Below are 18,587 nucleotides of genomic sequence, written 5' to 3'. Positions count from 1 at the left end.
TAATAAGATGGTTTGCTTTTTAGTTTTGCTGCGCTAATAATTCTAAAATACGATTTAAATCTTCTTTATTGAAAAATTCAATTTCGATTTTACCTTTTTCCTTTTTTGTTTCTTTAATTTTTACCTCTGTGCCAAACTTTTCTCTTAAGAACGTTTCGCGTTCTACGAAAAATATGTTTCTCTCTTTTTTTACTTGTTTTGTTTCACGTGAAACGCGTTGATTAATCTCCTGAACAATTTTCTCTAATTGACGAACATTTAATCCTTCTTTTTCAATTCGTTTCAGTAAAGATTTCAACTGCTCTTCATCTTTTATCGTAAGTAAAGTTCTCCCATGAGCCATTGAAAGTTGACCGTTTGCAATCATATCTTGCACAAAAGAAGGGAGGCTTAATAATCGCGTATAGTTTGCAATGTAAGGTCTACTCTTACCAAGACGTTTTGCTAATTGTTCTTGCGTCACATTTAGCTCATTCATTAACATTTGATATGCCATTGCTTCTTCCATTGGATTTAAATCTTCTCGTTGTAAGTTTTCAAGCAATGCAAACTCCATCATTTGCTGTTCATTTAATTGTCTTACAACGGCAGGTACTTTTTCGAGTCCCGCCTCTTTAGCAGCACGATATCTTCTTTCACCTGCAACAATTTCATATCCTTTAATACTCTTTCTAGCAATCAATGGTTGTAATATGCCGTGCTCTTTAATAGAGGCCGATAATTCCTGAATCGCCTCTTTATTAAAGTGTTTACGTGGTTGATATGGATTCGGTCTTAATTCAGTTATCGTAATCTCCTGAATTGTCTCTTCTTCTTTCACATCTAAATCAGGAAAAAACACATTGATTCCTCTTCCTAATCCTTTAGCCACCTGCAATCACTTCCTCTGCTAAATCTATATATACTTCTGCCCCTCTTGATTTAGCGTCATACTGCATAATTGGTTTCCCATGACTTGGTGCTTCACTCAAGCGAACATTACGAGGGATAATCGAACGGTATACTTTATCTCTAAAGTATTTTTTCACTTCATCTATAACCTGAATCCCTAAATTTGTACGGGCATCTAACATTGTTAGCAATACGCCTTGAATTGCTAGATTTTTATTTAAGTGCTTTTGCACAAGTCGAACTGTATTTAATAGCTGACTTAACCCTTCTAGTGCGTAATATTCGCATTGAACAGGAATAATAACAGAATCTGCTGCAGTTAATGCATTAATCGTTAATAACCCTAAGGACGGGGGACAGTCGATAATAATATAATCATATTCATCACGAACTGGCTGTAATGCCCTTTGCAAACGTACTTCCCGGGAAATAGTCGGTACCAATTCAATTTCAGCACCTGCTAATTGAATTGTAGCGGGTAGAACATCTAAGTTTTCAGTTGCGGTTTTCTGTATAACCCCTTGAACATCTGCATCTTCCACAAGAACATTGTAAATACATTGATCTAATTCGGATTTTTCAATTCCCACACCCGTCGTTGCATTTCCTTGAGCATCAATATCTACAAGAAGGACCTTTTTACCTACTTGTGCCAATCCAGCCCCTAAATTAACAGATGTTGTTGTTTTTCCAACGCCACCCTTTTGATTGGCTATAGCAATGATTTTTCCCATGATGTCACCTACTTTCAACCTTTCTATCTTATTCTAGTAACAATTACGTTTATTGTAACATGAAATAAAAGTTTTTCTTTTACGTCCTTATTAAACTTCAAAATTTATTTGTAAACTCCTTCTTCATCTAACAAGAAAATATAGTAAAAGAGACCTATCCAATAGGATCAGGTCTCTAACACGCCATTATTATTTTTTCTTCGGAATTTGAATTGTAATTTGATAGTACTCGTCAAACTCTTCTTCCTCAGAATTAACATTTAAACCACTGTCAGCAACCATTTGTAATGACTGCCTAATTGTATTCATGGCAATTCTCGTATCTCGACTTACTGCTTTTTGCTTTGCCTTACGCTTCGGTTTTGCTTCCTCTAGTAATTTCGCAATTCGTTCCTCTGTTTGCTTTACATTCAGTTGTTTCTCCACAATTTCCTGTAAAACCTTCAGTTGTAATTCCTCATTCTTTAAAGGGATGAGCGCACGGGCATGGCGTTCTGTAATACTTTTTTCTAATAACGCATTTTTTATTTCTTCAGGCAACTTTAACAATCGCAACTTATTTGCGATTGTGGATTGTCCTTTTCCGAGTCTTTGTGCCAATGCTTCTTGCGTTAAATTATGTAACTCAATTAGCTTTTGATATGCCACAGCTTCCTCGATTGCTGTTAGTTCCTCACGTTGCAAGTTTTCAATTAAAGCCACAGAAGCTGTTTCTGTATCATTTAAGTTTTTTATAATTGCAGGAACCTTTTCCCACCCTAACTTTGTTGCTGCACGGAAACGCCTTTCTCCAGCAATAATCTCGTACTTATCATCCTCATATTGCCTCACAACAATTGGCTGAATAAGTCCATGTGTACGAATCGTTAATGCTAGTTCCTCAATACGCGCGTCATCAAAAACTGTTCGTGGTTGATAACGGTTAGGGGTAATATTTACTATCGGAATTTCTTGTATTTCTTCATATACCTTTTTATCTATTTCTTCATGGCTTTCGTCTTGTAATTCGAATTCGCTCTCTTTATCTCCAAAGCCAAATAAACGAGAAAACGTATTTTTCATACATATTCCACCACCTTTAGGCCTATTGACTATTCTCCATAAAATGTTTCCTATGAAACATTTACGTTTTCATTTATATAATTTAATCTTACGTCTAATAAGATTTATTTTTCAATAGGTAATTTATTGGGTGTTCCCGGTTTGCGTGGATATTTCTTTGGTGTCTTGCGCTTTTTCTCGATTAATAAAATATTACGTTCACTTTCTTCAAACGGTAATTGGAACGTAGACATTTCTTTTAAATCTCCGCCTAGCACCTCTAAAGCATACTTGCCATTTTCAATTTCTTCGTTTGCTGCAGCACCTTTCATTGCAATGAATGTTCCCCCAACTTTTACAAGTGGTAAACACAGCTCACTTAATACTGAAAGACGTGCGACTGCACGTGCCATTACAATGTCGTACGCTTCACGTACACCTTCTTTTTTTCCAAATGTTTCAGCACGATCATGACAAAACGCGACGTCACTCAATTCCAACTTTTGTGCTAAATGATTTAAGAAATTAATACGTTTTTGCAATGAGTCTACAATCGTCACTTTTAAATGCGGGAAACAGATTTTTAAAGGAATACTTGGGAATCCAGCTCCTGCGCCAACATCACAAATTGAGAATGGTTTTGAAAAATCGTAATAAAAAGCAGCTGTAATGGAATCAAAAAAGTGTTTTAAATATACTTCCTCTTTTTCCGTAATAGCCGTTAAATTCATTTTTTCATTCCATTCTACTAATGTTTCGAAGTAGATTTCGAACTGCTCTAACTGTCTAGAAGAGAGGGTGATACCCTTCTCTTCTAGCATAGATTGAAATTGTTCTATGTTCATCTAACAATATCTCCTTACTATTTATTGGTTCGATACTCGCGCAATTTTTCCTTGTTCAATATACACAAGTAAAATGGAAATGTCCGCTGGATTTACGCCCGATATACGTGAAGCCTGCCCCACTGAAAGTGGACGAACATCTTTCAATTTCTGTCTAGCTTCTGATGCAAGGCTAGAAATCGCATCATAATCAATATCGACAGGAATTTTTTTACTTTCCATCTTTTTCATACGCTCTACTTGCTGTAAAGATTTTTCGATATATCCTTCGTACTTAATCTGAATTTCAACTTGTTCTGTAACTTCATCACTTAATTCTACTTCACTTGGTACTAAAAGATGGATATGCTCATATGTCATCTCTGGACGACGTAATAAGTCACTTGCACGTATTCCATCTTTCAATTCACTTCCACCAATATTGCGAATTAATTCTTGAACTTCAGGACGTGGTTTAATAATAATGCTACTTAAACGTTCCTTTTCCTGTTCAATTTGTAATTTTTTATTTGTAAATCGCTCATAGCGTTCTTCTTTAATTAATCCAATTTCATGACCAATTTCAGTTAAACGAAGATCCGCATTATCATGGCGTAATAATAGACGATACTCTGCACGAGACGTTAATAAACGATATGGTTCATTCGTACCTTTCGTTACAAGATCATCAATTAAGACACCAATATAAGCATCCTCACGACCTAAAATCACTTCTTTTTTACCTAAAGAACGACATGCTGCATTAATTCCGGCCATAAGCCCTTGTCCTGCCGCCTCTTCGTAACCAGAAGTTCCGTTAATTTGTCCTGCTGTATATAAATTTTTAATTTTTTTCGTTTCAAGTGTTGGCCATAGTTGCGTTGGCACAATTGCATCATATTCAATTGCATAACCTGTACGCATCATTTCAACATTTTCTAGACCAGGGATTGTTCTAAGCATATCACGCTGTACGTCTTCTGGTAAGCTTGTGGATAAACCTTGTACGTACACTTCTTGTGTGTTACGTCCTTCTGGCTCTAAGAAAATTTGATGACGTGGTTTATCATTAAACCTTACTACCTTGTCTTCAATTGAAGGACAATATCTAGGACCTGTTCCCTTAATCATACCAGAATACATAGCTGAGCGATGTAGGTTTTCATCTATTAAACGATGTGTTTCCGTACTCGTATACGTTAACCAACATGGAATTTGATCCATAATAAACTTTGTCGTTTCAAAAGAGAAAGCTCGTGGCTTATCATCACCTGGCTGAATTTCTGTTTTACTGTAATCAATCGTATTACTATTTACGCGCGGAGGTGTACCTGTTTTAAATCTAACAAGATCAAATCCAAGCTCCTCTAAATGTTCCGATAAAGTAATAGATGGTTGTTGATTATTTGGACCACTCGAATATTTTAAATCTCCCATAATAATCTCACCACGTAAAAACGTTCCAGTCGTAATTACGACTGTCTTTGCTGTATATTCAGCACCAGCTTGCGTAATTACCCCTTTACATTCGCCGTCTTCAACGATTAAACGCTCTACCATTCCTTGGAACAACGTTAAGTTTGGTGTTTCTTCAATTGTTTTCTTTAATTCATGCTGGTAAGAGAACTTATCTGCTTGTGCTCGAAGTGCACGTACAGCTGGCCCTTTACCTGTATTTAACATACGCATTTGAATATGCGTTTTATCAATGTTGCGTCCCATTTCTCCGCCTAATGCATCAATTTCACGAACAACAATCCCTTTTGCTGGTCCACCAACAGAAGGGTTACATGGCATAAACGCTACCATATCTAAGTTAATTGTTAACATTAATGTTTTGGAGCCCATTCGTGCTGCCGCAAGACCAGCTTCACATCCTGCATGACCTGCACCGATTACTATGACATCGTATGAACCGGCATTGTATCCCATTGTTTATTCCTCCTAATAATCTCTATCTTTCTGAAACATCACTATATTATTTTCCTAAACAAAATTGAGAGAACAACTGGTCAATTAAGCTTTCATGAACGGTGTCACCAGTAATTTCACCAAGTATTTCCCACGTTCTTGTTAAATCAATCTGCACCATATCAATTGGAACACCATTTTCTATCGCCTCAATTGCATCTCCAATTGTTTTTCCTGCTTGTGTTAATAATCCAATATGTCTCGCGTTAGAAACATATGTTACATCTGCAGAATCAATTGTTCCTTCAAAGAATAAATCAGCGATTGCCGTTTCAAGCTCATCTATCCCCTGTTCCTCAATTAACGACGTTGTAATAATACGATTACCCGCTGCCAATTCTATAACACGTTCCATATCAATTGCTTGCGGTAAATCTGTCTTATTTACAATAACAATGAAATCTTTTCCTTGTACGGCACGGAATAGATCTTCATCCTCATTCGTTAAAGCTTCGCTATAATTAACGACAACTAACACTAAATCAGCTTGACTCATCATTTCTTTTGAACGCTCTACACCAATTCGTTCAACAACATCTTCTGTTTCACGAATTCCGGCCGTATCTATAAGTTTAAGTGGTACACCACGCACATTAACGTACTCTTCAATAACATCACGAGTTGTTCCTGCAATATCAGTTACAATTGCCTTTTTCTCCTGAACGAGACTATTTAATAGCGATGATTTCCCAACATTAGGTCTACCGATGATTGCAGTAGCAATACCCTCACGTAAAATCTTTCCTTGCTTTGATGTTTCTAATATTTTTGCAATTTCAGCACGAACATGTGTAGCTTTCTCAATTAAAATATTATGTGTCATTTCTTCCACATCATCATATTCCGGGTAATCTATGTTTACCTCAACATGAGCTAACGTTTCTAATATGTCCTGACGCAGACGGCCGATTAATTTAGATAATCGTCCCTCCATTTGATTAATCGCTACGTTCATTGCACGATCTGTTTTTGCACGGATTAAGTCCATAACAGCTTCTGCTTGTGATAAATCAATACGGCCATTTAAAAAAGCACGTTTTGTAAATTCACCAGGTTCCGCTAATCGTACTCCTTGCGCTAAAATAAGCTGCAATACTTTATTTACTGAAACAAGTCCACCATGACAGTTAATTTCTACTATATTTTCACGTGTAAAAGTCCTTGGTGCACGCATAATGGACACCATTACTTCTTCAATAACCTGATTTGTATCTAAATCAACAATATGACCATAATGAATTGTATGAGAAGGAACCTCTGTTAAATCCTTCCCTTTAAAAATACGATTAACTTTTTCAACCGCATCATCCCCACTTACTCGAACAATGGCAATTGCACCCTCTCCAAGCGCTGTGGAAATCGCGGCAATTGTATCAAATTCCATGTCCTTTCACCTCACTTGCTTATTTATCTCTATTTCAACATGATTATTTTCTTCACTAAATTATTAGAATACCATAACGAACCTATCTACAAAAGAATAATAACTCATTTTATTATGTCCTCATGTAAAAAACACTAAACTTATTCACAGTGGATAAGTTTAGTGTTTTTAGTTATCCACACCTATTTTCCCCTCAAAAAAACCGGCACTCAATTGAGTAACCGGTCACTTGGAAGATATTACAACATGTCGATGTGGTTCTTTTCCTTCAGAAGTTGTAATGATATTTTGATGATTAGATAATGCTTGGTGGATAATCTTTCGTTCAAAAGATGGCATAGGCTCCAATACAACTCTTTTTTTCGTACTTATCACTTGTTTTGCTAATCGATAAGAAAGTGCTTCTAACGTAGCTTTTCTTTTACTACGATAATTTTCAGCATCTAATGTGATACCAATGTACTGCTTCGTATTACGATTCGCCACAAGTTTTGTTAAATACTGTAAAGAATTCAAGGTGTTTCCTCTTTTCCCAATTAAAACACCTACATTTTCGCCGTAAATTGTAAATTCAACTTCTCGTCCTTTTACAATTTTACTAATCTCAGCTTCCACACCCATATCGTGAATAACATTTTTTAAATATTCTTCACATTCTTGAATTGGATCTTTCTTCAATACAACTTCTACTACTGCAGGTCGGTTCCCAAATAAGCCTAAGAACCCTCTCTTACCCTCATCGATAATATTTATATATACTCGGTCTTTTGAAACATTTAATTGCCTTAAAGCATCCTGTACTGCCAGCTCGACTGTTTGTCCTTTAGCAGTAATTATACTCACTTGCTTGATCCTCCTGCCTTACTAGCCTTAATTTCCGGCCCTTTGATCAAGTACATTTGAGCGATACCAAAGATATTACCAACAACCCAGTAAAGTGATAATGCAGCTGGGAAGTTAATTGCAAAGATTAAAATCATGATTGGCATTAACCAAATCATCATTGCCATTTGCGGATTTTGACCAGCAGTTCCTGCCATAGCAAGTTTTTGCTGAATAAATGTCGTAATTGCTGCAACAACCGGTAAAATATATAACGGATCTGCTTGTCCTAAGTCGAACCATAAGAATGTATGCTTACTAATTTCTGATGTTCTCATAATCGCATGGTAAAACGCGAATAAAATAGGCATCTGAACAAAGATTGGTAAACATCCTGCTAATGGATTTACACCATTTTTTTGATACAACTGCATCATTTCTTGTTGTAGTTTTTGCTGCGTTGCTTGATCTTTAGAACTATATTTCTCTTTTAACTTCACCATTTCTGGTTGTAACGCTTGCATTGCTTTCGTACTCTTCGTTTGTTTAATCATTAATGGTAATAATGCAAAACGAATAATAAGAGTTGTAACAACAATCGCTAAACCGTAATTACTACCAAATAAGTTGGCAAAATACGTAATTAACTGAGAAAGCGGGTATACGAAGTATTCATTCCAAATTCCAGTGCTTTTTGGTGTAATTGGCTGATTTACTTCACTACAGCCAGCAGTAATCGCCATTAATGCAACAACCATGGCTAGTAAACCTAATTTCTTTTTCAAAGCCTACTCCTCCTTGTATCGGTATGTATATAGTGTAATTCATTTCCTTACGCTACTTTTTTATTCTTTTCATACCAGAGCGTTTAAAGACATGAATTAAGCTTTTCTTCAATTCTTCATATGTCATCTCTGCACAAGGCTTCCTTGCTATTATAACAAAATCTTTTCCAGAATCTATCTCATCTTTTAATTCTGTGATCGACTGGCGAATCATACGTTTAATTCGGTTACGCACTACTGCATTTCCTATTTTCTTGCTGACAGAAAGGCCAATACGAAAGTTTGGCTGCTCTTCTTTATCTAGTTGATACACAACAAATTGACGATTCGCAGTCGATTTTCCTTTTTGAAAAACCGTCTGGAATTCATCATTCTTTTTTATACGATGTTTTTTCTTCATATCAATTGACACTCCTGTAGTTCATCAGCGGAAATTCACTATTATTAGAAAAAAAGACCACTGAACGATCAGTGGTCTACGCAGATAATACTTTTCTTCCTTTACGACGACGAGCTGCTAGCACTTTACGTCCGTTCGCTGTGCTCATACGGCTGCGGAAACCATGTACTTTGCTGCGCTTACGTTTATTTGGTTGGTAAGTTCTTTTCATTATATGACACCTCCCTGAGGAATATCTGTTAAAGACAGTCTTATAAATTATAGTTAATCAACTAGGAAAATGTCAATGGTTCTAGAAATTTTCATCAAATATTCATTTTGAACCTATTCACATACTTTTTCACAGACGCTATATTTCCTTGTGGATAAATATTTTTTCTTGTTTTTTATATCCACAAACTCTTTTCGTACTTTTACACAGTATATCGTGTTGTGGACAAGTTTATTCCACAAGGTATTGATTTTGTGGATAACTTTCTTAATTTCATTGCTATAGCTACTTTTTTTTGATATTATAGTTGTGTTTTCACTTTGAATAAGTTTTCCACATCTTTATCTTATCCACAATTTGTGTATAACATGTGGACAGTTTTAATCACATGTGGGTAAATGATTATCCACATTTGCTTTTTTTGTCGAAAACCCTATCTCATATACAAACGACGTTTTTAGGTTTTAAAATACGTTTCGTATAAATATACATTTTATATTTATTTAGGTTGTACATTTGTTGCGCAACCTTATTCTTTTACCATCTTAGTAAAGGAGGGACACCTTTGGAAAACATCTCTGATTTATGGAACAGCGCCTTAAAAGAACTAGAAAAAAAGGTCAGTAAACCAAGTTATGAAACATGGTTAAAATCAACGACCGCACATAATTTAAAGAAAGATGTATTAACAATTACGGCTCCAAATGAATTCGCCCGCGATTGGCTAGAATCTCATTATTCAGAGCTAATTTCAGAAACACTTTATGATTTAACAGGGGCAAAATTAGCTATTCGCTTTATTATTCCCCAAAGTCAAGCTGAAGAGGAGATCGATCTTCCTCCTTCTAAACCGAATTCAGCACAAGATGATTCTAATCATTTACCACAGAGTATGCTAAATCCAAAATATACGTTTGATACGTTTGTTATTGGCTCTGGTAACCGTTTTGCTCACGCTGCTTCATTGGCCGTAGCCGAAGCGCCAGCTAAAGCATATAATCCCCTCTTTATTTATGGGGGAGTTGGACTTGGAAAGACCCATTTAATGCATGCAATTGGTCATTATGTAATTGAACATAACCCAAATGCCAAAGTTGTATATTTATCATCAGAAAAATTTACAAATGAATTCATTAATTCTATTCGTGATAATAAAGCTGTCGATTTTCGTAATAAATACCGCAATGTGGATGTTTTATTGATAGATGATATTCAATTTTTAGCGGGAAAAGAACAAACTCAAGAAGAGTTTTTCCATACATTCAATGCATTACACGAAGAAAGTAAACAAATTGTAATTTCCAGTGATCGGCCACCAAAAGAAATTCCAACTTTAGAAGATCGTCTTCGTTCTCGCTTTGAATGGGGACTCATTACGGATATTACGCCACCAGATTTAGAAACGCGGATTGCAATTTTGCGCAAAAAGGCAAAGGCTGAAGGACTTGATATACCAAATGAGGTCATGCTTTATATTGCAAATCAAATCGATTCAAATATTCGTGAACTAGAAGGTGCACTCATCCGAGTTGTAGCTTATTCATCTTTAATTAACAAAGATATTAATGCTGATTTAGCAGCCGAAGCACTTAAAGATATTATTCCAAATTCTAAACCAAAAATTATCTCCATTTATGATATTCAAAAAGCTGTAGGAGATGTTTATCAAGTAAAATTGGAAGATTTCAAGGCGAAAAAGCGAACGAAATCAGTTGCCTTTCCTCGCCAAATTGCAATGTATTTATCACGTGAACTGACAGACTCCTCCTTACCTAAAATAGGTGAAGAATTCGGTGGACGTGATCATACAACAGTTATCCATGCTCATGAAAAAATTTCTAAGCTACTTAAGACGGATACGCAATTACAAAAGCAAGTTGAAGAAATTAACGATATTTTAAAGTAGTAGCTGAATAGTGTGAATAACTTTCCTTGTTTTACGCACAGTCTATCCACATGTAGATAGACTGTTTTTACATCCTTTAACAGGGTTATCCACATATCCACAAGCCCTATTACTATTACTACTATTTTTTATCTTTATTAATTAAATAAAATCTTATACTTACCGGAGGTTTTTCTTTATGCGTTTTACAATACAAAAAGACTATCTTGTAAGAAGTGTACAAGATGTAATGAAGGCTGTTTCTTCTCGTACAACAATTCCGATCCTTACGGGGATTAAAGTTGTCGCTACGGAAGAAGGAGTTACATTAACAGGAAGCGATGCTGATATTTCAATTGAATCTTTCATTCCAGTTGAAGAGAATGGAAAAGAAATCGTAGAAGTGAATCAATCAGGAAGTATTGTTTTACAGGCTAAATATTTTAGTGAAATTGTAAAGAAGTTGCCTAAAGAAACTGTAGAAATTTCTGTGGAAAATCATTTGATGACAAAAATAACTTCTGGAAAATCAGAGTTTAATTTAAATGGTTTAGATTCTGCAGAATATCCATTGTTACCACAAATTGAAGAACATCATGTTTTTAAGATTCCAACGGATTTACTTAAACATATGATTAGACAAACTGTATTTGCAGTTTCCACTTCTGAAACAAGACCAATCTTGACAGGTGTAAACTGGAAGGTATATAACAGCGAACTAACTGGCATTGCTACAGATAGTCACAGACTAGCTCTTCGAAAAGCAAAAATCGAAGGCATTGCAGATGAGTTCCAAGCAAATGTTGTTATTCCAGGAAAAAGTTTAAATGAATTAAGCAAAATTCTAGATGAGTCTGAAGAAATGGTAGATATCGTTATTACGGAGTATCAAGTATTATTCCGTACAAAACATTTATTATTCTTCTCAAGATTGTTAGAAGGAAATTACCCTGATACAACTCGCTTAATTCCAGCGGAGAGCAAAACAGATATTTTTGTAAATACAAAAGAATTTTTACAAGCAATTGATCGTGCATCTCTTTTAGCAAGAGATGGTCGTAATAATGTTGTAAAATTATCAACTTTAGAGCAAGCAATGCTAGAAATTTCCTCGAATTCACCAGAAATCGGAAAAGTAGTAGAAGAAGTTCAATGTGAAAAAGTAGATGGAGAAGAGTTAAAAATATCTTTTAGTGCAAAATATATGATGGATGCACTAAAAGCATTAGATAGTACTGAAATTAAGATTAGCTTTACTGGAGCAATGAGACCATTCTTAATTCGTACAGTAAATGATGAATCCATTATTCAATTAATTTTACCGGTTCGTACTTACTAAGTAAGAAATAAGGGTTGCTAGTTTTCAGATGCTAGTAGCCCTTATTTGATTTTTGGGTATTACTTTCCTAATGCTAGTTTATTTAGTACAATGAAAGAATGAACACTTTCAGAAAGTGAGCGATTTTATGAAACGTATTAAAATTTCAACAGAGTATATTACACTAGGGCAATTTTTAAAGTTAGCCGATGTAATTGATACAGGTGGCGCTGTAAAATGGTTTTTACAAGAATATGAAGTGTACGTGAATCAAGAACTTGAAAATAGAAGAGGTCGCAAACTATATGCGAACGATATTATTGAAATTCCAGGAAGCGGAAGTTTCCAAGTTCAGTCATAAAGGGGGAGCCCTTTGTTTATTTCAGAAATACAATTAAAAAACTATCGCAATTATGAAAAGTTAGAGCTTTCCTTTGAAGATAAGGTAAATGTAATTATCGGCGAGAATGCGCAAGGGAAAACGAATTTGATGGAAGCTATTTATGTTTTAGCGATGGCGAAATCTCATAGAACCTCTAATGATCGCGAGCTTATCCGTTGGGATGAAGATTTCGGTCAAATTAAAGGAAAGCTACAAAAGAGAAATAGTTCTTTGTCTTTGGAATTAAATATCTCGAAAAAAGGTAAAAAGGCAAAATTAAATCAACTTGAACAACAAAAACTGAGTCAATATATTGGCGTGATGAATGTTGTCATGTTTGCCCCAGAAGATTTAAATCTTGTAAAAGGAAGCCCTCAAGTAAGAAGACGCTTTTTAGATATGGAATTAGGCCAAATAGCTCCGGTCTATTTGTATGAATTGAGTCAATATCAAAAGGTGCTCACACAACGAAATCACTTGCTAAAAAAGATGCAAGGGAATAGTAAGAATGAGGAAACGATGTTGGATGTATTTACACTTCAACTTATTGAGCATGGTACAAAAATTTTGCAAAAACGCTTTGAATTTTTGCATTTACTACAAGAATGGGCAGCTCCAATTCATCGTGGTATAAGCCGTGGGTTAGAAGAATTAGAAATTGTCTATAAACCGAGTGTAGATGTATCAGAATCAATGGATTTGTCGAAAATAAAAGAAGTATACTATGAAAGTTTTCAATCCGTGAAACAACGTGAAATTTTCCGTGGTACGACTTTAATTGGTCCTCATCGTGATGATTTACAATTCTTCGTTAATAGTAAAAATGTTCAAGTCTTTGGTTCGCAAGGACAACAACGAACGACCGCACTGTCCCTAAAATTAGCTGAAATTGAATTGATTTACTCAGAAGTTAAAGAATATCCGATTCTTCTATTGGATGATGTATTATCAGAATTAGATGATTATCGTCAATCGCATCTGTTAAATACAATTCAAGGAAAAGTGCAAACATTTGTGACAACGACGAGTGTCGACGGAATTGAACACGAAACATTAAAAGAAGCGAAAACAATTCATGTAACGAACGGCACGGTAGATTGTGAAATAGATAGGGCGTAATCCCTGTTTAAATGGAAAAGTAGGTGATCTTTGTGTCAATGGAACAAAAGCAAATGCAAGAAAATTCATATGATGAAAGTCAAATACAGGTACTTGAAGGGCTAGAAGCAGTTCGAAAACGCCCTGGTATGTATATTGGATCTACAAGCGGAAAAGGACTTCACCATCTTGTATGGGAAATCGTCGATAATAGTATTGATGAGGCACTTGCAGGGTACTGTGATGAAATTAACGTTAGTATCGAAGAAGATAATAGTATTCGTGTAACGGATAATGGACGTGGTATTCCAGTTGGTATACAAGAAAAAATGGGACGTCCTGCTGTAGAAGTTATTATGACCGTTCTTCATGCTGGTGGTAAGTTTGGCGGCGGCGGTTATAAAGTTTCTGGTGGTTTGCATGGTGTTGGGGCATCTGTAGTAAATGCCCTATCAACAGAACTAGAGGTATTTGTACATCGTGAAGGTAAAATCCATTATCAAAAATACGAAAGAGGTATTCCGGTTGCGGATTTAAAAGTCATTGGTGACACAGATCAAACAGGAACGATAACTCGATTTAAACCAGATCCAGAAATTTTTCAGGAAACAACAGTATACGAATTTGATACGCTCGCAACTCGTATGCGTGAATTAGCATTTTTAAATCGTAATATTAAATTAACAATTGAAGATAAACGTGAACATAAGCAAAAGAAAGAATTCCATTATGAAGGTGGAATTAAATCATACGTCGAGCATTTAAATCGCTCAAAACAACCAATCCATGAAGAACCTGTATACGTAGAAGGATCAAAAGATGGTATTCAAGTTGAGGTTTCCTTACAGTATAACGAAGGATATACAAATAATATCTACTCATTTACGAATAACATTCATACGTATGAAGGTGGAACACATGAAGTAGGGTTTAAAACAGCTTTAACTCGTGTGATTAACGATTATGGACGTAAAAATAGTATTTTAAAAGATGCAGACAGTAACTTAACGGGTGAGGATGTTCGTGAAGGTTTAACTGCAATTGTATCAATTAAACATCCAAACCCACAATTTGAAGGACAAACGAAGACGAAACTTGGGAATAGTGAAGCAAGAACGATTACAGAGTCTGTGTTTTCAGAGGCATTTGAAAAGTTCTTACTAGAAAACCCGAATGTTGCACGAAAAATCGTAGAAAAAGGTACGATGGCAGCACGTGCACGTGTTGCAGCGAAAAAAGCACGTGAATTGACACGCCGCAAGAGCGCATTAGAAGTTTCAAGTTTACCTGGTAAATTAGCAGATTGCTCTTCGAAAGATCCAGCAATTAGTGAAATTTACATTGTAGAGGGTGACTCTGCCGGTGGATCAGCAAAACAAGGGCGTGATCGTCACTTCCAAGCGATTTTACCGCTAAAAGGTAAAATTATTAACGTTGAAAAAGCAAGATTGGATAAAATTTTATCTAACGATGAAGTGCGTACAATTATTACTGCAATTGGTACGAACATTGGCGGCGATTTTGATATCGAGAAAGCTCGTTATCATAAAGTTATTATTATGACGGATGCCGACGTAGATGGTGCGCATATTCGTACCCTATTATTAACGTTCTTCTATCGTTATATGCGTCAAATTATTGAACACGGTTATATCTATATTGCACAGCCACCGTTGTTTAAAATACAACAAGGTAAAAAAATTCAATATGCTTATAATGAAAAAGAGCTTGAAAAGATTTTAGCTGAATTACCAGCTCAACCTAAACCTGGTATCCAACGTTACAAAGGTTTAGGAGAAATGAACCCAACCCAGCTTTGGGAAACAACAATGGACCCAGAAGTGCGTTCATTACTCCAAGTTTCCCTTCAAGATGCAATTGAAGCAGATGAAACATTTGAAATTTTAATGGGGGATAAAGTAGAGCCACGTCGTAACTTTATCCAAGAAAATGCAAAATACGTGAAAAACCTTGATATTTAAATGAGTAATGACAGGAATCTGAGTATTCCTGTCTTCTACATATAAATCAATGTATGTGTAACGGAAATGTAAGAGGAGGTGCTCGTTGATGTCAGACAATCAACAACAAGCACGAATTCGAGAAATTAATATTAGTCATGAAATGCGTACCTCATTTTTAGATTACGCAATGAGTGTTATCGTATCTCGTGCATTACCAGATGTTCGTGATGGATTAAAACCTGTGCATCGTAGGGTTTTATATGCGATGAATGATTTAGGAATTACAGCTGATAAAGCGTATAAGAAATCAGCACGTATTGTTGGTGAAGTAATCGGTAAGTATCACCCTCATGGTGATTCAGCTGTTTATGAAACAATGGTACGTATGGCGCAAGATTTCAGTCAACGTTATATGCTTGTTGATGGGCATGGTAACTTTGGATCTGTCGATGGAGATTCAGCGGCAGCAATGCGTTATACAGAAGCAAGAATGTCTAAAATCTCTATGGAATTAATACGTGATATTTCAAAAAATACGATTGATTATCAAGATAACTACGATGGTTCTGAAAGAGAGCCGATTGTATTACCAGCGCGCTTTCCTAATTTACTAGTAAATGGTACGACAGGTATTGCAGTTGGTATGGCAACGAATATTCCGCCCCATCAACTTGGCGAAGTAATTGATGGCGTATTGGCATTAAGTCATAATCCCGATATTACTATTGCAGAATTAATGGAGTGCATTCCAGGACCAGATTTCCCGACGGCAGGTTTAATTTTAGGAAGAAGTGGTATTCGTAGAGCTTATGAAACAGGACGCGGTTCTATTATACTTCGTGCTAAAGTTGAAATTGAAGAGAAGTCAAATGGCAAACAATCTATTATCGTAACGGAACTACCTTATCAAGTAAATAAGGCGCGATTAATTGAAAAAATTGCAGAATTAGTTCGCGATAAGAAAATTGAAGGTATTACAGATTTACGTGATGAATCAGATCGAAATGGTATGCGTATTGTTATGGAAGTACGTCGTGATGCCAATGCTAATGTATTATTAAACAACTTATATAAACATACAGCACTTCAAACAAGTTTCGGTATTAACATGCTGTCTCTTGTAAATGGAGAGCCACAAGTGCTGAACTTAAAACAAAATTTATATCATTACTTGGAACATCAAAAGGTAGTAATTCGTAGACGTACAGCTTATGAACTAGAAAAAGCAGAAGCGCGTGCTCATATTTTAGAAGGATTACGAATTGCCTTAGATCATCTGGATGAAGTTATTACATTAATTCGTAGTTCGAAAACAGCGGAAATTGCAAAGCAAGGTTTAATGGAACGTTTCGGCTTAAGTGAAAAACAAGCGCAAGCTATTTTAGATATGCGTTTGCAACGTTTAACAGGTTTAGAACGCGAAAAGATTGAACAAGAATATCAGGACTTAATGAAGTTAATCGCTGAATTAAAAGCAATCTTAGCAGATGAAGAAAAGGTTCTTGAGATTATTCGTGAAGAATTAACGGAAGTAAAAGAGCGCTTCAATGATAAGAGACGCACAGAAATTACAATTGGTGGTATGGAGTCTATTGAAGATGAAGACTTGATTCCAGAACAAAATATCGCCATTACGTTAACTCATAATGGTTATATTAAGAGGTTACCAGCTTCCACGTATAAAACACAGAACCGTGGTGGACGTGGTGTGCAAGGAATGGGGACAAATGATGATGATTTCGTAGAGCATTTATTAACTACTTCTACGCATGATCATATTCTATTCTTCACTAATAAGGGGAAAGTATACCGTACGAAAGGATATGAAATCCCAGAGTATAGTCGTACAGCGAAAGGTATACCTATTATTAACCTATTAGGTGTAGATAAGGGTGAATGGATTAACGCCATTATTCCAATTCGTGAATTTGGTGACGATGAATTCTTATTCTTCACAACAAAACAAGGTATCTCTAAGAGAACACCACTTTCATCATTTGCAAATATCCGTACGAATGGCTTAATTGCAATCTCTCTTCGTGAAGAGGATGAAGTAATATCTGTACGTTTAACATCTGGTGATAAGGATATTATTGTAGGAACAAGCAATGGTATGTTAATTCGTTTTAACGAGCAAGATGTGCGTTCTATGGGACGTAACGCGGCTGGTGTAAAAGCAATTACATTAGGTGAAGAAGATCAAGTTGTAGGTATGGAAATTGTCGAAGAGGATGTAAATGTTTTAATTGTAACGAAAAATGGTTATGGAAAACGTACGCCGATTGATGAATACCGTCTACAAAGCCGTGGTGGTAAAGGTCTGAAGACTTGTAATATTACAGATAAAAACGGGAAATTAGTAGCTGTTAAATCTGTAACAGGTGATGAAGATATTATGTTAATTACAGCAGCGGGTGTTATTATTCGTATGCCAGTTGATCAAATCTCTCAAATGGGACGTAATACACAAGGTGTTCGTCTAATTCGATTAGAGGATGAGCAAGAGGTAGCGACAGTAGCAAAAGCACAAAAAGATGATGAGGAAGAAACGAGCGAAGAGGTTTCTTCAGAAGAATAAGAGGGGAGATATCTCCCCTCTTTATTTTTTTATAATAATACTTGCATAGGGACGGGAAAGCCTATATAATAGGCAGAGTCAGTAAATGAGAGATATAAGTTATCGAAAAAACTTGTTGACGAAAATAATATACTATGATATATTATAAAAGTCGCTGAAACGCGATGTTGAACTTTGAAAACTAAACGAAACAAACAACGTGAAACGTCAATTTTTATTTTAGATGCTAGACAAACTAACTTTATTGGAGAGTTTGATCCTGGCTCAGGATGAACGCTGGCGGCGTGCCTAATACATGC

Annotated in this window: 16 protein-coding genes; 6 read left to right on the top strand and 10 right to left on the bottom strand. The window is 35.8% G+C overall.

Annotated features, from left to right (window positions below; genetic code table 11):
• Positions 1-19 precede the first annotated feature (19 nt).
• The 10 genes from spo0J to rpmH form a co-directional block, all read right to left on the bottom strand.
• Complete coding sequence (gene spo0J, locus FH036_RS17315) at positions 20-871, bottom strand: stage 0 sporulation protein Spo0J (protein WP_001051838.1); 852 nt, start codon at positions 869-871, stop codon at positions 20-22.
• A complete protein-coding gene (soj, locus tag FH036_RS17310; RefSeq protein ID WP_000516114.1) occupies positions 864-1,625 on the bottom strand; it encodes a sporulation initiation inhibitor protein Soj in 762 nt (253 codons plus the stop codon). The genes spo0J and soj overlap by 8 nt, the downstream gene beginning before the upstream one ends.
• A gap of 189 nt (positions 1,626-1,814) precedes the next feature.
• Positions 1,815-2,687, bottom strand: coding sequence for a nucleoid occlusion protein (gene noc / locus FH036_RS17305; RefSeq protein ID WP_000799023.1), 873 nt, complete (start codon positions 2,685-2,687; stop codon positions 1,815-1,817).
• A gap of 104 nt (positions 2,688-2,791) precedes the next feature.
• Positions 2,792-3,511 carry a 16S rRNA (guanine(527)-N(7))-methyltransferase RsmG gene (gene rsmG / locus FH036_RS17300; protein WP_001019621.1) on the bottom strand — a complete coding sequence of 240 codons (720 nt, stop codon included), beginning with the start codon at positions 3,509-3,511 and terminating at the stop codon, positions 2,792-2,794.
• A 21-nt stretch (positions 3,512-3,532) separates the two neighbouring features.
• Positions 3,533-5,422 carry a tRNA uridine-5-carboxymethylaminomethyl(34) synthesis enzyme MnmG gene (gene mnmG, locus FH036_RS17295; RefSeq protein ID WP_000541033.1) on the bottom strand — a complete coding sequence of 630 codons (1,890 nt, stop codon included), beginning with the start codon at positions 5,420-5,422 and terminating at the stop codon, positions 3,533-3,535.
• A 46-nt stretch (positions 5,423-5,468) separates the two neighbouring features.
• Positions 5,469-6,845, bottom strand: a complete 1,377-nt coding sequence (gene mnmE, locus FH036_RS17290) for a tRNA uridine-5-carboxymethylaminomethyl(34) synthesis GTPase MnmE (protein WP_000393772.1) — start codon at positions 6,843-6,845, stop codon at positions 5,469-5,471.
• A 225-nt stretch (positions 6,846-7,070) separates the two neighbouring features.
• Positions 7,071-7,688: an RNA-binding cell elongation regulator Jag/EloR gene (jag, locus tag FH036_RS17285; RefSeq protein WP_139896027.1), complete on the bottom strand. Its 618-nt coding sequence runs from the start codon at positions 7,686-7,688 to the stop codon at positions 7,071-7,073.
• Positions 7,685-8,452 carry a YidC family membrane integrase SpoIIIJ gene (gene spoIIIJ, locus FH036_RS17280; protein WP_000727745.1) on the bottom strand — a complete coding sequence of 256 codons (768 nt, stop codon included), beginning with the start codon at positions 8,450-8,452 and terminating at the stop codon, positions 7,685-7,687. Before spoIIIJ ends, jag begins: the two co-directional genes overlap by 4 nt.
• A 52-nt stretch (positions 8,453-8,504) precedes the next feature.
• Complete coding sequence (gene rnpA / locus FH036_RS17275) at positions 8,505-8,852, bottom strand: ribonuclease P protein component (protein WP_000726629.1); 348 nt, start codon at positions 8,850-8,852, stop codon at positions 8,505-8,507.
• A 76-nt stretch (positions 8,853-8,928) separates the two neighbouring features.
• Positions 8,929-9,063, bottom strand: a complete 135-nt coding sequence (gene rpmH, locus FH036_RS17270) for a 50S ribosomal protein L34 (RefSeq protein WP_000831901.1) — start codon at positions 9,061-9,063, stop codon at positions 8,929-8,931.
• A 565-nt stretch (positions 9,064-9,628) separates the two neighbouring features.
• Here rpmH and dnaA point away from each other — a divergent pair.
• From dnaA to gyrA, 6 genes are all read left to right on the top strand, one after another.
• Positions 9,629-10,969, top strand: coding sequence for a chromosomal replication initiator protein DnaA (gene dnaA / locus FH036_RS17265; protein ID WP_000428025.1), 1,341 nt, complete (start codon positions 9,629-9,631; stop codon positions 10,967-10,969).
• Positions 10,970-11,147: 178 nt separating this feature from the next.
• Complete coding sequence (gene dnaN / locus FH036_RS17260; RefSeq protein WP_001212896.1) at positions 11,148-12,287, top strand: DNA polymerase III subunit beta; 1,140 nt, start codon at positions 11,148-11,150, stop codon at positions 12,285-12,287.
• A gap of 127 nt (positions 12,288-12,414) precedes the next feature.
• Positions 12,415-12,627, top strand: a complete 213-nt coding sequence (gene yaaA / locus FH036_RS17255) for a S4 domain-containing protein YaaA (RefSeq protein ID WP_000821367.1) — start codon at positions 12,415-12,417, stop codon at positions 12,625-12,627.
• A 12-nt stretch (positions 12,628-12,639) separates the two neighbouring features.
• The gene (gene recF / locus FH036_RS17250) at positions 12,640-13,767 is read left to right on the top strand and encodes a DNA replication/repair protein RecF (RefSeq protein WP_000470750.1); all 1,128 of its coding nucleotides are present in this window, start codon (positions 12,640-12,642) and stop codon (positions 13,765-13,767) included.
• A gap of 38 nt (positions 13,768-13,805) precedes the next feature.
• Complete coding sequence (gene gyrB, locus FH036_RS17245) at positions 13,806-15,728, top strand: DNA topoisomerase (ATP-hydrolyzing) subunit B (RefSeq protein WP_000435991.1); 1,923 nt, start codon at positions 13,806-13,808, stop codon at positions 15,726-15,728.
• Positions 15,729-15,816: 88 nt separating this feature from the next.
• The gene (gene gyrA, locus FH036_RS17240; RefSeq protein WP_001282850.1) at positions 15,817-18,288 is read left to right on the top strand and encodes a DNA gyrase subunit A; all 2,472 of its coding nucleotides are present in this window, start codon (positions 15,817-15,819) and stop codon (positions 18,286-18,288) included.
• The last annotated feature ends 299 nt before the right edge of the window (positions 18,289-18,587 follow it).

This window comes from Bacillus sp. CD3-5, from assembly GCF_006349665.1.
Taxonomy (GTDB): domain Bacteria; phylum Bacillota; class Bacilli; order Bacillales; family Bacillaceae_G; genus Bacillus_A; species Bacillus_A paranthracis.
This window is presented reverse-complemented; position numbering and strand designations above follow the sequence as displayed.